The 14,657-nt window shown below is 41.2% G+C and carries 14 protein-coding genes; 6 read left to right on the top strand and 8 right to left on the bottom strand.

Features of this window, described 5'->3' with window-relative positions:
* Positions 1–109: 109 nt before the first annotated feature.
* From EGN73_RS11950 to EGN73_RS11930, 5 genes are all read right to left on the bottom strand, one after another.
* On the bottom strand, positions 110–1,132 hold the full coding sequence (locus tag EGN73_RS11950) for a hypothetical protein (RefSeq protein WP_219289962.1): 1,023 nt from the start codon (positions 1,130–1,132) through the stop codon (positions 110–112).
* Between the two features lie 11 nt (positions 1,133–1,143).
* Positions 1,144–1,464, bottom strand: coding sequence for a DUF3817 domain-containing protein (locus tag EGN73_RS11945; protein WP_219289959.1), 321 nt, complete (start codon positions 1,462–1,464; stop codon positions 1,144–1,146).
* Between the two features lie 2 nt (positions 1,465–1,466).
* Positions 1,467–2,012 (bottom strand): hypothetical protein, encoded by a 546-nt coding sequence (locus tag EGN73_RS11940; RefSeq protein ID WP_219289956.1) that lies wholly within the window; start codon positions 2,010–2,012, stop codon positions 1,467–1,469.
* Between the two features lie 206 nt (positions 2,013–2,218).
* Positions 2,219–2,755: an acyl-CoA thioesterase gene (locus tag EGN73_RS11935; protein ID WP_219289953.1), complete on the bottom strand. Its 537-nt coding sequence runs from the start codon at positions 2,753–2,755 to the stop codon at positions 2,219–2,221.
* Positions 2,756–2,836: 81 nt separating this feature from the next.
* A complete protein-coding gene (locus EGN73_RS11930; protein WP_219289950.1) occupies positions 2,837–3,493 on the bottom strand; it encodes a protein-L-isoaspartate(D-aspartate) O-methyltransferase in 657 nt (218 codons plus the stop codon).
* A gap of 127 nt (positions 3,494–3,620) precedes the next feature.
* Between EGN73_RS11930 and EGN73_RS11925 the strand changes: the two genes are divergently transcribed.
* From EGN73_RS11925 to EGN73_RS11910, 4 genes are all read left to right on the top strand, one after another.
* Positions 3,621–4,214: a riboflavin synthase gene (locus EGN73_RS11925; protein WP_219289947.1), complete on the top strand. Its 594-nt coding sequence runs from the start codon at positions 3,621–3,623 to the stop codon at positions 4,212–4,214.
* 305 nt (positions 4,215–4,519) lie between these two features.
* Positions 4,520–5,911 carry an MATE family efflux transporter gene (locus tag EGN73_RS11920; RefSeq protein WP_219289944.1) on the top strand — a complete coding sequence of 464 codons (1,392 nt, stop codon included), beginning with the start codon at positions 4,520–4,522 and terminating at the stop codon, positions 5,909–5,911.
* A 76-nt stretch (positions 5,912–5,987) separates the two neighbouring features.
* Positions 5,988–6,572, top strand: coding sequence for a Crp/Fnr family transcriptional regulator (locus tag EGN73_RS11915; protein ID WP_219289941.1), 585 nt, complete (start codon positions 5,988–5,990; stop codon positions 6,570–6,572).
* Positions 6,573–6,691: 119 nt separating this feature from the next.
* Complete coding sequence (locus EGN73_RS11910; protein WP_219289938.1) at positions 6,692–7,669, top strand: VOC family protein; 978 nt, start codon at positions 6,692–6,694, stop codon at positions 7,667–7,669.
* Positions 7,670–7,759: 90 nt separating this feature from the next.
* Here EGN73_RS11910 and EGN73_RS11905 read toward each other — a convergent pair whose 3' ends face one another.
* The gene (locus EGN73_RS11905) at positions 7,760–9,511 is read right to left on the bottom strand and encodes an FAD-dependent oxidoreductase (RefSeq protein ID WP_219289935.1); all 1,752 of its coding nucleotides are present in this window, start codon (positions 9,509–9,511) and stop codon (positions 7,760–7,762) included.
* A gap of 130 nt (positions 9,512–9,641) precedes the next feature.
* Between EGN73_RS11905 and EGN73_RS11900 the strand changes: the two genes are divergently transcribed.
* Positions 9,642–10,508, top strand: a complete 867-nt coding sequence (locus EGN73_RS11900) for an intradiol ring-cleavage dioxygenase (RefSeq protein ID WP_219289933.1) — start codon at positions 9,642–9,644, stop codon at positions 10,506–10,508.
* 27 nt (positions 10,509–10,535) lie between these two features.
* On the top strand, positions 10,536–11,579 hold the full coding sequence (locus EGN73_RS11895; RefSeq protein ID WP_219289931.1) for a maleylacetate reductase: 1,044 nt from the start codon (positions 10,536–10,538) through the stop codon (positions 11,577–11,579).
* Between the two features lie 40 nt (positions 11,580–11,619).
* Here EGN73_RS11895 and EGN73_RS11890 read toward each other — a convergent pair whose 3' ends face one another.
* Both EGN73_RS11890 and EGN73_RS11885 read right to left on the bottom strand, forming a co-directional pair.
* Positions 11,620–13,002: an MBL fold metallo-hydrolase gene (locus EGN73_RS11890; RefSeq protein ID WP_219289929.1), complete on the bottom strand. Its 1,383-nt coding sequence runs from the start codon at positions 13,000–13,002 to the stop codon at positions 11,620–11,622.
* Positions 13,003–13,125: 123 nt separating this feature from the next.
* Positions 13,126–14,505: a hypothetical protein gene (locus EGN73_RS11885; protein ID WP_219289927.1), complete on the bottom strand. Its 1,380-nt coding sequence runs from the start codon at positions 14,503–14,505 to the stop codon at positions 13,126–13,128.
* Positions 14,506–14,657 lie beyond the last annotated feature (152 nt).

The raw sequence follows: 14,657 nt of genomic DNA, 5'->3' as shown, positions 1-14,657 counted from the left end.
AGCTTTTTTCGGACTTCTCGATTACGGGAATAATTTAACTTTAAAAATAATGGTGACAGCATCTCAATCAGAGGTGCTGTTTTTTTTCGTAGTAGTACTGATATTTTTTTTACCTTTTAAGGACCTGTTCTAAACTCAATTTCAGAATCTGTCCCATATTTTTGCACTCAAGGAACTGTTTGTTTTTGTAATGACGTGCCAGATCTTGTTTTAAACTATTTATGTTTTCAGAAATGGAAATGGTGTCGTTTTCCATACTGGTCAAAATGTCCTGAATTTCTTTTGGAGAGCTTTTGAGTCGGGTGGCGATCAATGCCCTTTCTTCTCTCTGGTATTGAAGCATAGACTCTGGGGTGATGTGTTTGATACCCAACTGGATCAAGGCATTGTTCTGTTTGAAATATTGGGGCAAGTAAATGGATTTTTTACCTTCGTAGGACTGTTGATCAAAGTCTATGGCACGTATCCTGTAATGTGTCTCTTCGAAGTCAGGTGTGACATCAATGACAAAATTGGATGAATGCATGTCCCCTAAAAGCCTGACAAAACACCTTTCGTTGAATTTGACAAATTCCTTGGCAAGCCTAATAGGATTGATGAGCGGGTCGTGGATTTGCTTGCGCATAAACTGCTCTCCGGGAATCCCTGCTATATGCTCTTCAATCAGTGTGTTTTCATGGACCAAGTAGCTAATCCGGTTGGGGGAAAGCAGGTGTTCCAGTTCCAATCCATATACCCTTGAGGCATCGGCATTTTTTACATAGAAATAATCAAAGTTATCATTGATCCTATTTACAATCCTGACCCTGAAAGGCTGTGTATTGCCGTAAATACAGAGGTCGATACGGTCTACATACAGGTGCTGCATGACAGACATGTCACCTTCAGCTTTGAGTAGGGCGTAAATATTTTTGACATTGTGGTGGATTTCTTCCCTGTCAGATTCCGAATAAAAAACCGTTTCCCATAATGTATCATTGCCCTTATAATCATATAAAGGAATAGAGCTACTGTATCTGAGCAAATCATTATAATGTATGGGAAATCCCACCTCCCTTCCATATTTCCGCAGGTATTCTCTAAGTCCTGCACTTATAGGGAAGATGATTTTTTTCTTGCTGATCAGAGCCATAACAAGACGGATTAAGAGGCAAGTTCTTTTTCTTTTCTTGTCAGGTATCTGTCAAAAATGAATGGACCAAAAGGAAGTACTGAAGCGACTAGGGCAAAAAACGTTTTGGTGAAATCCCAGCCTACTTTTCTCGCAGTGGGAAAGACAACATAGATGTAAATCACAAACAATATACCATGTACCCAGCCTACGTAGGTGACAGCCAAAGGCATGTCCAGTTGGTATTTTAAAGGCATTGCAATGAAGAGCAAAACCAAAAATGAAATTCCTTCTATAATACTGGTGATTTTGAATCTTTTGAGCCACTTGGCTTTCTCGCTTGGATTAGTCATTATTATTTGCGGGTTGTAATATTGAAAAGCACTTGAAGTTCTGACCAAAGTGCTTTTTTCAAAGACACATCATCTGCGATAAGTTTAAGGTCATCTGCAAAAAGGTATTCGGTGTCATTTTCGTGTAAGATGGTATAATTTTTCTTTTTCAGGGACATCAGGTCATGGTGAATGTCTCCAAAAATTATGATTTTATTGGGGCTGAGCTGCTGAAGATAATCTGCATCTACCAAATGAAGACTCATGTCGCTGCACAGGGCGATATCCTTAAGTGAACAGTTTACTGCATTTAGTATTTTCATCAGCAATTCCTGAAGCTGAGGTGCCAGTGATTTGCCTTCATATACTACAAGTATGCCCTTCTCAAAACCACCTTCGTACTCAAGTGTCAGCGACTCTTCCTCTTGCGTATTGAGTTCAGGGGAAGATGCTTCAGCAGAAGCATGGATGGAATGGGAGTTTTCAATAATAAACTTCTTATCCTCAGGCAATAAATAAATGTCCTGTTCCAGAAACATACCCAAATGATGTAAGTTTTGATCTTCCATGTGCCTAAATTCCGTAAAAAAACGGGCTTTGCAAAGTTATGCAAGAGCTTAATCCAAAATTTTAAAAATAGGGATATCGGCAAGGCTTCTGTTAATATTAATCATAGACCCAAAAGTGAAATCAATACTTAATGCTTTTAGGAAAGGAAATTTCAAATGGTTAAGTTGAAAAGAATCCCGGTAAAGAGTTTGTACCGGGATTAGGGTTATTTCTTTTCTACTTTTTCGTCGAGATTGAATATGGATTTCAGTTCTACGGCATCTTTCGGATCCATTCTTTTTGCAAGGACAAGTCTAAGCTGCCTTCTTCTCAAAGCACCTTCGTACAGTTCCACCTCCTCAGGGGTATTTGGAATTACCTCAGGAACTTCTATAGGCCTTCCGTTCTGATCCACAGCCACAAAAGTGAAAAAGGCTCTGTGGGTCTGTATTTTCTTATTGGCAGGAATATCCTCTGCCCAGACTTCTATAAAAACTTCCATGGAAGAGTTGAATGCTCTGGTAACCTGAGCTTTAAGGGTGACAACATTTCCCAAAGCAATAGGGTGCTTGAATGAAATACTGTCGGCAGCTGCGGTGACCACTATCCTGTTGGAGTGCTTTTGAGCGGCAATTGCGGCCACAATATCCATCCAATGCATCAATTTGCCTCCCATGAGATTGTGAAGGGTATTGGTGTCGTTAGGTAGGACCATTTCGGTCATGACTACCTGAGATTGGCTGGCTTGTTTTTTCTTTGTCATAAAAAAGCTATTTTTCGTAAAAATACAGAATAAAAATTAATTCAGTTAATTTTCATCTTCAAAAATCAGTATAAAATTCTGTTATTTCCAGCCTTCTGAGCCAAGAAGGGGTACAAATGCAAAATTGCTGAATTCTTCCTGGGTGATTTTGGTAGCAGATTTCTTGGTCAGCCGAAGCATTTTTTGGGTATTTCTGTCACCTACAGGAATGACCAAAATACCCCCGACTTTCAATTGCTTTAAGAGTGAATTGGGAACTACTGGAGCACCAGCAGTAACCAGTATTTTGTCAAAAGGAGCCTGCGACGGAAGTCCCTGTGATCCATCACCAAAGTAAAAGTGCAGGTGAATCCCAAGTTTGTTCAGGAATTTTTTGGTCCTGTCAAAAAGCTTTTTTTGGTACTCAATGGTATGGACTTCAGCTCCCAAAATATGCAAAATTGAACCTTGATATCCAGACCCAGTCCCGATTTCCAAAACCTTGTCTCCCGGCTTGATCTGCAACAACTCGGTCTGAAAAGCAACGGTATATGGTTGCGAAATGGTCTGACCTTCGCCAATGGGAAAAGCCTTATCTTCATAGGCATGAGATCCAAGCGCAGTATCAAAAAAGAAATGTCGGGGAAGCGTATTGATGGCATCTAAAACTGCTTCGTCCTTGATCCCTTTTTTGCGGATGATTTTGACCAATTCCCGTCTTTGGCCTTTGTGACGGTAACTATCTTCTAACTTCAACATACTGGGTGAGGTACTTTAGAAACTTTCATTCGAAATGCTAAGTTAAGGGATAAATTGGCTTATTTTGAGCCTGGATTCAGCGCTTGGTGTTTAAAGTCTGAATTATTGGAAATTAGAAGAGAAAAAAATGTTTACAGGAATAATCGAATCCTTAGGAAAGGTAGAAAATATCACCCATGATGGAACAAATGTACATTTCGATATCAGGGCTTCCATAACATCTGAGCTTAAAATTGACCAGTCGGTATCCCATAATGGTGTTTGCCTTACGGTGGTGGCCATAGAAGGGGAAGTGTACCGGGTTACTGCAATCGATGAAACTTTGAAGAAAACCAATCTAAAGACTTGGGAAGTAGGGAAAAAAGTGAACCTTGAAAGGTGCATGCCTGCTAATGGGAGATTTGACGGGCATATTGTACAAGGGCATGTGGACCAGACAGGAAAGGTAGAGAAGATCAGTAATCAAGACGGGTCATGGCTTTTTGACTTTTCCTATGATTCAGGCTTGGGCAATGTAACAGTAGAAAAGGGATCCATAACGATAAATGGAACCAGCCTGACCTGTTTCAATTCCAAGAACGGAAGATTTACAGTGGCTATCATTCCTTATACCTATGAGTACTCCAATTTTCATGAACTGAAGGAAGGGGATGAAGTCAATCTTGAGTTTGATATAGTAGGTAAATATATTCAAAGAATAATCAGGGGATATGAGAATTAGAATTAGTCATGTGATTATCTGTTGCATTGCCAGAAATTTCAAATTCTGATAATAAGATTTGCATTTGATCAATCCCGACAAAGCGGGAAAGGTTATACATATATCTAAATCAAAGTGTATCAAGGCATTAATTCCTTATTGGCAAAGGTCCGTATATCCAATTTTTTCAATTATCCTTTTTTACTTCGGGAAAATTATTTCAACTTTGTGCCATTATGAAGGCATAATCTTTTTTTCGGCATTTGTACGAGACGGTTTGCATCAGCAGGATGTAAGCTTTTTAGTCGCATTTCAACCCTTCATTTATGACATTCCGAACATTTATATACCATTTTAAAAAGGCGGTAAAAGGCTTAGAGGAAGACTTTACCCAGATCAGCATCAAGAAAGCCGTGTTTTATCTTTCCATTCCTATGATTTTGGAGATGGTCATGGAGTCCCTATTTGCTGTTGTAGATATTTTCTTTGTGGGCAAATTGGGGATTTATGCAGTAGCTACAGTAGGTCTGACCGAATCAGTTTTAACCATTATTTATTCCATAGCCATAGGTTTAAGTATGGCAGCGACAGCAATTGTAGCCAGAAGGATAGGGGAGAAGAAGCCTAAAGAGGCCTCTAAGGCAGCATTTCAGGCAATTATGGTCTGTTCTGTATTTGCTGTTGCTGTAGCGGTATTGGGAGTATGGCAGGCAAAGACCATGTTGGCGCTGATGGGAGGGGAAGAGGAAGTCATAGCTTCAGGCTACCGCTACACCCAGATCATCTTTGGAGGTAATGTCTGTGTCATGCTCCTGTTTTTGATCAATGGCATTTTCCGGGGTGCCGGCAATGCTGCCATAGCCATGAAAGCGTTGTGGATCGCCAATGGATTCAATATTGTTTTGGATCCTTTGCTGATTTTTGGACTGGGCCCGATTCCTGCCATGGGACTGGAAGGAGCTGCTTGGGCCACTACGACAGGGAGAGGTATCGGTGTTTTATTTCAGCTCTATGTGCTGTTTAATGGCTCTTCCGTGATCAAGTTTTACTGGGAAAGTTTGAAGCTGAAATGGAAAACGGTTTTGACAATTCTCAAAGTTGCCTCCGGGGGGATGGGGCAGTTTTTGATTGAATCTGCTTCTTGGATTTTCTTGATGCGTATTGTATCAGAATCAGGATCTTCTGCTTTGGCAGGGTATACGATAGCCATCAGGTTAATTATTTTCGCGATTCTTCCGGCATTCGGCCTTGCCAATGCCTCAGCGACCTTGGTGGGGCAAAATCTCGGGGCCCTAGCGCCGGCAAGAGCAGAAAAGTCGGCCTGGTTCAGTGCGCATCTGACTGCCATCTTCCTGGGCTTCTGCGCCATAATTTTTATAGCTGGTGCAGGATTCTTCATCGGCATTTTCAATCAGGATTCGGATGTGATTGATGTGGGGAGAAACGGCCTGATCATCATTTGTCTTGGCTATGTATTTTTTGGTTATGGTATGGTCATGAGTCAGTCCCTCAACGGCGCAGGTGATACCCGTACTCCTACCATTATCAATCTTGCCGTTTTGTGGGGATTTCAGATTCCATTTGCTTACCTGATGGCCAAGTACCTAGGTTTAGGAGCTACAGGAGTATTTATTGCCATTGCAGTGAGCCATTCCTTACACGCTGTGGTCAGTACTTGGGTGTTTAACAGGGGTAAATGGAAATTGGTACAGGTCTGATGCTTGAATGGTAAATAGTATTGCCATTGATCATATTATTTTGGAATAAGCCTGTGAAAGGGTTTATATTTCAGTAATGATTTTAGAAGATATAGCTGACAACCTTAGACAATATGTAAACCTAAGCAAAGAGGAGTTGAGGGTTTTTTTTGATTTGGTTACTGTCAAAAGGTTCAAAAAGAATGAAATTCTTGTTCATAAAGGTCAGGAAAACAGTCCTTTTATATTTATCAGGAAGGGCTGCCTAATGACGTTCTTTACGGATGAAAAAGAGTTCAAGCATGTGATCCAGTTTGGATTGGACAAATGGTGGACAGGAGATTTGAATAGTTTTATGAATGGGGAACCTTCGATCTACACCATTAAAGCTATGGCAGATACTGAGGTGCTCATTTTGGAAAAAAAATCCTTTGAGCAACTGTGTCAGGATCATCATGCTTTTGAGAGATATTTTAGGGTTTTGTTTCAAAACTCTCTCGTCAGCCACCAAAAAAGAATCATCAGGAACATTTCCTTTTCAGCGGAAGAGAAGTATCTGACCTTTGCGAAAAACCATCCAAAGCTGGAATTATTGATCCCCCAGAAGTACATTGCTTCGTATTTGGGTATTACTCCTGAGTTTTTGAGCATGCTCAGAAGGAAGCTGGCCAAAAGGAAGTGATTTCTTAAGGTAGTTTAATAAATCCGTGCAAATGCTGTTTTTTGCAGAATGAAGTTAAACCTAGCTTAGTAATTTGGGTTTGAAAATTGAACTTAACAATAATCAAAACCCAAAAAACCATGAATAATCCTGCTGATTACATTACAGGGCTACATCACTTGACTGTCAGTGTAGGCTCTGCCCAAGAAGATATTGACTTTGTGACCCAAGTACTGGGTATGCGCATGATCAAGCAAACGGTACTGTTTGACGGAGCAGCCAGTATCTATCACTTGTACTATGCCAATGCAGACGCTGAAGTAGGCTCTGTATGGACTACTTTTCCATTCAAAAAAGCCGGTGTCTACGGCAGAAAAGGCTCTGGACAAATCGAGACATCTTCCTTCTCCGTACCTACTGCTTCACTAGAATTTTGGGTAAAGCACCTCAACAAACACAATGTCCCTCACTCTGGTATCATCGAAAGATTCGGAGATAAAATGATCACTTTCGAAGACAGATCCGGTATTGGTTTGGCTGTGGTAGGTTGTGATAATGATAACAGAAATGCTTGGGAAACTGAGGAGATTTCCAAAGAAAATGGCATTAGAGGGTTATTTGGTGCGACCATCCGCTCTCGAGATATCATAGAAATGGATTTTTACCTAACCAAAGTACTCAACTTCAGCAAAGTAGGGCAGGACGGAGACTTCCATAGGTACCACATCAAAGATGGAGGCGCTCAGAAAACCATAGAACTACACCATGTGCCTGATATGGAGCAGGGCTCTTGGACTTTTGCTGTTGGGATTCCACATCACATTGCTTTTGCTACTGCCAAAGATGAGCACAACCTTGAGTTGAAAGCTTACATTGAGGGATTTGGCTACACAGATGTGACTGAGCTTAAGGACAGAAACTATTTCCACTCAATTTACAATAGGACTCCTTCCGGAGCTTTGTTTGAATTTGCTACTTCGGATATTGGATTTGCGATAGATGAAGAAGAGAATTTACTTGGACACCAATTGCTACTACCTCCTGTATTTGAACACAGAAGAGAGGAGATTGTAAAGCCATTGGAAGAGATTGTGCTTCCTAAGTATTTGAGGGTTTGAAATTAAAATTGCGATAGCAATTAACAGAAATTACGATTGAACTATAAAAAAACCACCTTTTATAGAGGTGGTTTTTTTAATGGTCATTTGTTATAAACTCAATATTGATTTGATCGCAGCTGGTAATTTTTCCAATTGATCTGGTTGGGCATCATTGGCACGGAATGCCACATGCAGATCAGGCCTGATTAAGAGACAGCCGGATTCTGAAATTTCCCTTTGATCAGCCCATTCTCCATAGAGGTCTTCAAAGTCCAATCCTGTCCCTATCGTTTTGATTTCAATATTTAGCCCATGATTTTCATTGATTCGATTGATTACGTCGATCCATTTTTCTCCACCTATTCCTGTGAGTAAGGTAAATTTACCCTTGCCACAAATATCCAAAGTTGATATTCTGTGTCCATCTTCTCCCAACCATACATGTGGAATCCTTGCTCCAGGCCAAGTGGTAGCCTGATAATATAGTTCCTTACAGCGGCTATAATCAGGTTCGGGTGTTCCATCATTACTGATAGCTTTAGATTGGTAGCGCTGGTTCAACTCCACACCATGACAGTTGAATTCATAAGATTTGAATTGAATTGCCTTTCTTAGTTTTTCCCTTTGCTCGATGGCGGTCAAGTTATTTTCTTTCCTTTTAGCCATATTGTTGAGCATTTCTATGGGGTCATTGGTGTCGGTCAATCCCAAGGACTCGAATATTGGCCCAAATTCAGCAATACTCTTGTTGGCTCTTTGTACAATTTGTTTAGCAATTGGTGTACGCTCTTCACTATAGCTTTCCAGTAACTTTGCTCCAGCTTGGCCTTTTAGTACCATAGCCAATTTCCATGCGATATTAAATGCATCTTGTACTGAAGTGTTGGAACCTAATCCATTGGAAGGCGGATGTCTGTGTATGGCATCACCCATGCAGAAAACCCTACCTTTGGAAATCTCCGTTGCCCAGCAATTGTTGACTGTCCAAGTGGATGTGGATTCTATTTCTATAGGTATGCTGTCGTCACCCACCAGTTTTTGGACAATTTCTTTGGCCTCTTGATCACTTACTTCTCTTTTTCCTTCGGAAATATCATACCCCCATACAATAAGCCATCTGTTCCAAGGCCGTACCATTCTGACCAACCCCATGCCTATTCCTCCTACATTGGACCCTGGTTGTAATACCCAATAAAGAACCGATGGCCTGTGCGCCACATATTTGGTGAGATCCATTTTGAAGACAATATTCATACTACCTGCTACGCCCATTTCACCATCATAAGGTAAGCCTATGTCTTCTGCGACCTTACTTCTGCCGCCATCAGCACCGATAAGATATTTGGCTCGTATTTGATAGGTTTCGCTCGAAAGTCTATCTTGTACTGTAGCAGTTACACCATCTTCATCCTGCTCTAAACTGATGTATTCTGTATCGAATTTGTAATGTGCTCCATTTCTAGCAGCAGATGCCATGATAATCGGCTCCAAAAGGTCTTGAGGAATATCACAGATTTTGGTAGGGCTGGCCATGGTGTAATCTGCCATTCTTTGTGGGTGATTTCCCCAGGAATACAACCTCCCTAATTCCTCACCTGCCAAACTTTCGCAAAAAACATTGTTACCCATTAATTCCTGAGGAACTGCTTTTTCGATAACCTCTTCCTCTATTCCAAGATCTCTAAAAACTTCCATGGCGCGTTGATTGGTAATATGGGCACGTGGAGTGTTGGCCAACCAATTGTATTTGGTTACAACGATGTTTGGGATCCCATAAGAACTGAGTAGGGCAGATGTGGTAGAACCAGCCGGACCACTACCGACTATCAGCACATCGGTATGATATCGGATGTCTTTCATTTTTAAGATAAATTTTGGGTTGTTAATTGATGAAACATTTATTCAATAATTCATGTATAAATATTATATGTATATACAAACAATTTGATTTCACTTTTGTTTTACTTGAAATCACAAATACGATAAACCCATGGAAAAACTTTCTGAAATGAATTTGACCGAGTCTGTTTTGTCACAGATCAAGACTTCTGATCCCCGCAAAGAAAAAATCTTTAAATCATTCATCAAACACCTGCATGATTTTGTCAGAGATGTAGAACCTACCCAAGAGGAGTGGGCGCAGGCAATTTCATTTTTGACGGCAACAGGTCAGATCAGTGATGACAAAAGAAAGGAGTTTATATTACTTTCAGATATCTTGGGAGTATCTATTTTGGTAGATGCCATCAATCACAGGGCACAGGAAGAGGTGACTGAATCGACCGTTCAAGGGCCTTTTTGGAGAGATGATGCTGATGTCATGGAGTTGGGTGCAAATATTGCACAAGGAGATGCTTTTGATAAAGGTGAGCCGACTGTGGTGAGCGGTAAAGTACTGGATCCTGATGGAAAACCGATAGCAGGTGCAATCGTAGAGACATGGCAATCTGATGCGGATGGTTTTTATGATTTGCAACATGAAGATGTTGATAAAAATCTGCGCGCTGTGTTCAAAACTGCCGATGATGGAAGCTTTTGGTATAAGACCATTAAGCCTTGTGCTTATCCTATTCCAGATGATGGGCCGGTTGGAAAATTCCTCAGGGACATGGGAAGACATCCGATGCGTCCGGCGCATTTGCATTTTATGATCAAAGCAAAGGGATTTAGGACACTTGTGACACATCTGTTTTTGGAAGGTGATGAATACTTGGAATCAGACACCGTATTTGCAGTGAAAGACTCTCTTATTGTTCCTTTTTCTGCTTCAAATGACGAAAATGAAGCAGCCTCTTTAGGTTTCGAAGTTCCCTTTTACAAAGCGAATTACGATTTTGTACTGAAGAAAGAAAAATAAGATTCCCCATCACAAAGACCAAAGCCTATGAATCCTTTTAGCTATAAAACTCATGCAGTCAAAGTCGTATTTGGAAAGCGCACCCTAGAAGCCCTTCAAGATAACCTTCCTAAGGATAAGTCTATAAAGGTTGGTATAATTGCCAGCAAGCGAAATGTTGATTTGGTGAGTGAAATAGCCAAACTGCATGGAGCAGAGGCTGTATTTCACTTTGATAGGATCACTCAGCATGTACCGAGAACCCTGGTCGAGGAGGCAAAAGTTTTTTTTGTGGATAAAAAACCTGATATCCTATTTTGCTTGGGAGGTGGATCTGCTATTGGATTAGGAAAGGCTTTGGTACTGGAAATAGATGCCGAACTATGGGCTGCTCCGAGTACATATTCGGGTTCAGAGATGACCAATATCTATGGGGTCAGCGATAAAGGTGTCAAGACAGTCAAAAGAGATGATCGGGTGCACCCCAAGTTGGTCATATTTGATCCACATCTTTCTCTGAGGATGCCTTTGGAATTGGCTATCCCCTCTGCCTTCAACGCCATGGCGCATTTGGTGGAAGCGTTGTATGCTTCTGAAGGAAATCCGGTTACCAGATTGTTGGCCAAATCAGGACTCAATTCCTTTGTTACTGCTTTTGAGGATCTGCTTCGTGTAGGCACTCTGAGCAGCGAAATCAATGAAAAGTTGTTGTTTGGGGCTTATTTGGGAGGTAAAGTGCTTTGTGAAGTGAACATGGGCTTGCATCATAAAGCAGCACATGTTTTGGGTGGAAATTTCGGATTAGAACATTCCGATATACATACCTTGCTTTTGCCTTTTGTCCTTGAGTACCAATGGGAGCATTTAAAGCCGGAAGAGCGTGAGGATTTTGAAGAGGTTTTTGGCAATACACCTTATAAAAAAATCAGGAGAATTCAGGAAGGTTTAAATGTAGGATTTTCACTTTCTAAACTGGGATTCAAAGAAGCAGATATCCCTAAAGCGGTAAAATTTCTATTGGAAATGAATTATCCCAATCCGGCCCCTTTGGATGAAGTAAAACTTGAAGAAATGTTTAGAAAAATGCTATAAAAAAAGGCTTGATCAATTTCAAGCCTTTTTTAGTATCTGATTATTTTTTGGACCAGTCGGCCCATCCACCGGAGTAGTTAAGAATATTGTCAAATCCGTTAGCTCTCAAAATGGAATAAGCAATGGCAGACCTTGCACCTGACTGACAGTGAATGATCACCTCTTTTTCTTTGGATACTTTTTCAAGGTTTTCAGTAATCTTCCCTATGAAAAGATTTTCTGCCCCTTCAATATGACCCGAATTGAACTCAGACTTTCCTCTTACATCCAGCACATGAACGTCTTTTTCCTCCATTTTCTCTTTTACTTCCTGCTTGTCAATTGCCCGGTAGGAGGATAGCTTTCCTTGTTCAAATTCAAGCAATTGGGCAGGTGTGATGTATCCGTTGACGTTGTCCAGGCCTATTCGCATAAGTTTTCGGGTCAGTTCTTCTGTTTCACCTTCCTCTGCTATCAATACAAAATCTTCCTCATAGTCCATAAACCAACCCATCCAAGTGGAAAAGGAATTGTTGTGGGGGATATTGAAAGTTCCTTTCAAAAAGCCATCAGAATATACTTTCCAAGGTCTCGTGTCGATGAACCTGAGCTTGTCCGTTTTGGCTTTCTGATAGCTGGTTTTATCCAACTGAACAATTTCAGGAACCTCTGTGAGCAGCTTCCTTTCCACTTTATTCAGTTTTTTCATCATAGCAAAGTATTTAGGTGGCTCAGGTTGATCGCTGAGCAACTCTTTGGTAAAAGCGCTTTTGTCGTGTAGCAATTGAAGCGCCCAGTTACGGATTTTTTCATATCCTACGGTAGACATGGGAACGGCTCCGAGAGCTTTGCCACAGGCAGATCCTGCGCCATGACCGGGCCAAACCTGTATAAAATCCTGCATTTTGTTGAAATCCTGAAGTGAATCAAAAAGCAGGTGTGCTCCTTTTTCCTGGGAGTCTTTTATCCCGGCTGCCTGTTCCAACAGGTCCGGTCTTCCTACGTCTCCCACGAATACAAAATCTCCAGTAAACAACATGGAAGGTTTGTTTGTAGCCGGATGGTCTGTAAGGAGAAAGCTCAGGTGTTCGGGTGTATGGCCAGGAGTAAAAAGGGCTTCGAAAGTCACATTTCCAAGCTCTATGATGTCCCCATGTTTGAGTTTGTTGTGTGGGAATTCATATTTCCAATCCTTATCTCCTTCATCAGAAAGATATAATGAGGCGCCTGTGATGGCTGCCAACTCTCTTGATCCACAGAGGAAATCCGCATGAATATGGGTTTCTAGGACATGGGTGATTTTCAAGTTGTTTTCTTCCGCAATTTTAAAGTAGGTGTCCACATCCCTTTTTGGGTCAATGACCGCCGCGATCCCACCTGCCTGACAACCTATTACATAGCTGGCTTGTGCCAGACTTTTATCATATACCAATTCAAAAAACATAGTCTATTAATTAAGTTTAAATTCAAGTAAAGCCTAAAGATAAATAAGCCTTAATACAGAATAGGTGATAAGGGTTACTTAAGATCAAAATTCATACAAAAATAGACTTATGGAATAGCCTTGTTAAAACTTCAGGTTTAAGCTGATCAAAGGTCTGCTTGGATTGAGGTTGAAGCCCATACTGCTTGGCCCCACGGACATTCTTTGATTGATGAAATAATTCTCAGGTTTGATATCCAATGAAAAATCCAAACCGGATTTGGAAGACAAAGATTGGCTGAGATTTTTGTTAAGGTTTTCATTCTTAAACTTATTGAAAAGTACCTGCTGGGTAATCAGTGCCAAAGCTGATGGTACTCCTATGACGGCGAGTCCAGAACCGGATTCCGCCAAGGCTACCACTCCAAGTCCTAATAATGCGGCACCTGCTGTAGAATAGCCTATGGTACTTCCTTGTTTTTTGGTCAAGTAGACACCTTTCGCAGCCTTGTGTCCAAATGCTGTTCCCAATATAGACCCAGCAGCAGGAATCAGAAATGCAGCCGAAGAACTGCTTTCTTCCAATAACTCAACTGCAATGGCAAATCCCAAGCCTGTTCCAATCAAGCTTAGGATGGTGGTGTTTTCAGCATCGCCCAAGGTGTAGGGATAATTTTTGGACTGTTGGTTTCCGATAGCTAATCCGAGAATCCCCCCACCTAAGATGCCAGCTCCATAGGCATTAAGATTGGATACTTCGAAAGTCGCCAATCCGGAAACTGCCAACCAGGATCCTAAAATCCCATAATGTCTCAATGTTTCGATATGTCCCTCAGAATAGTTTTCCATTTTTTGTTTCTGGAATGCCCACTCACCGAGTCCTATACTTCCCAAAGCACCTAGCCCGGCCATGATCCTACCTCCGGAATCAGACTCTCCTGCCAAAGCCAAACCCAAGGAACCTCCATAAACCCAACCTAATAGCCTTCCTGTATTTCCCGCTCTCAAAACAGGTCTGCTGATGTCTTCAAACTTTTTAGGATTGATCACGGGACCCAAGGCCCAGAGACCACCCATGATCAAAGGAATGCCTACGGCTGGTACATTGTCGATTTCAAAAACCGCTACTGTAGCAAGGCCATACGAAAATCCATAAGCAATGCTAACGAAGCGGTCTCTACCTCTCCACTCAAACTCCCCTGGATCTGCTGCTGAAGCGGGAAGCTTGATGTTGCTGCTTTCCCTATCCCAGCTAACCCTCATTTCATAGTAGCGGTCTTTTTCTGTTTCTGAAAGCCTGTCAAAGTAAGTGTTGAGATACACTTCATAATTGTTCATGTATTCCAGTTCATCCTCGGACAGCACTTCGCCCATTTCCTGTTTGGTTTTGATTTCCTTATAAATAGGCTTGTTACTTTCCTCCCAATATCCTCTGGCTGAATAAATACCTTGGGCAAAACTTTCCGCTCCATTAAGAAAGAATATGCTGAAAAGTAATAAAAATAGGATGGCCTTGCTTTTCATAGGAGTAGGGTTAAAATAATCCGTGAATACTGAAATTACATGGTGATTTTCATGTCAGAAAATTCGTGATTCTTAAAACCATTTTTTCTGCATAAATGCCACCAACCCATGACGGAATCTTTTAGAGTTCCGTTGTGGGGTTGAATCAAATG

The organism is Arthrospiribacter ruber, from assembly GCF_019343195.1.
GTDB lineage: Bacteria > Bacteroidota > Bacteroidia > Cytophagales > Cyclobacteriaceae > Arthrospiribacter > Arthrospiribacter ruber.
This window is presented reverse-complemented; position numbering and strand designations above follow the sequence as displayed.

Coding starts and splice junctions, on each gene's coding strand:
- EGN73_RS11950 (WP_219289962.1), bottom strand. CDS start 1,132: ATGGCTCTGATCAGCAAGAAAAAAATCATCTTCCCTATAAGTGCAGGA.
- EGN73_RS11945 (WP_219289959.1), bottom strand. CDS start 1,464: ATGACTAATCCAAGCGAGAAAGCCAAGTGGCTCAAAAGATTCAAAATC.
- EGN73_RS11940 (WP_219289956.1), bottom strand. CDS start 2,012: ATGGAAGATCAAAACTTACATCATTTGGGTATGTTTCTGGAACAGGAC.
- EGN73_RS11935 (WP_219289953.1), bottom strand. CDS start 2,755: ATGACAAAGAAAAAACAAGCCAGCCAATCTCAGGTAGTCATGACCGAA.
- EGN73_RS11930 (WP_219289950.1), bottom strand. CDS start 3,493: ATGTTGAAGTTAGAAGATAGTTACCGTCACAAAGGCCAAAGACGGGAA.
- EGN73_RS11925 (WP_219289947.1), top strand. CDS start 3,621: ATGTTTACAGGAATAATCGAATCCTTAGGAAAGGTAGAAAATATCACC.
- EGN73_RS11920 (WP_219289944.1), top strand. CDS start 4,520: ATGACATTCCGAACATTTATATACCATTTTAAAAAGGCGGTAAAAGGC.
- EGN73_RS11915 (WP_219289941.1), top strand. CDS start 5,988: ATGATTTTAGAAGATATAGCTGACAACCTTAGACAATATGTAAACCTA.
- EGN73_RS11910 (WP_219289938.1), top strand. CDS start 6,692: ATGAATAATCCTGCTGATTACATTACAGGGCTACATCACTTGACTGTC.
- EGN73_RS11905 (WP_219289935.1), bottom strand. CDS start 9,511: ATGAAAGACATCCGATATCATACCGATGTGCTGATAGTCGGTAGTGGT.
- EGN73_RS11900 (WP_219289933.1), top strand. CDS start 9,642: ATGGAAAAACTTTCTGAAATGAATTTGACCGAGTCTGTTTTGTCACAG.
- EGN73_RS11895 (WP_219289931.1), top strand. CDS start 10,536: ATGAATCCTTTTAGCTATAAAACTCATGCAGTCAAAGTCGTATTTGGA.
- EGN73_RS11890 (WP_219289929.1), bottom strand. CDS start 13,002: ATGTTTTTTGAATTGGTATATGATAAAAGTCTGGCACAAGCCAGCTAT.
- EGN73_RS11885 (WP_219289927.1), bottom strand. CDS start 14,505: ATGAAAAGCAAGGCCATCCTATTTTTATTACTTTTCAGCATATTCTTT.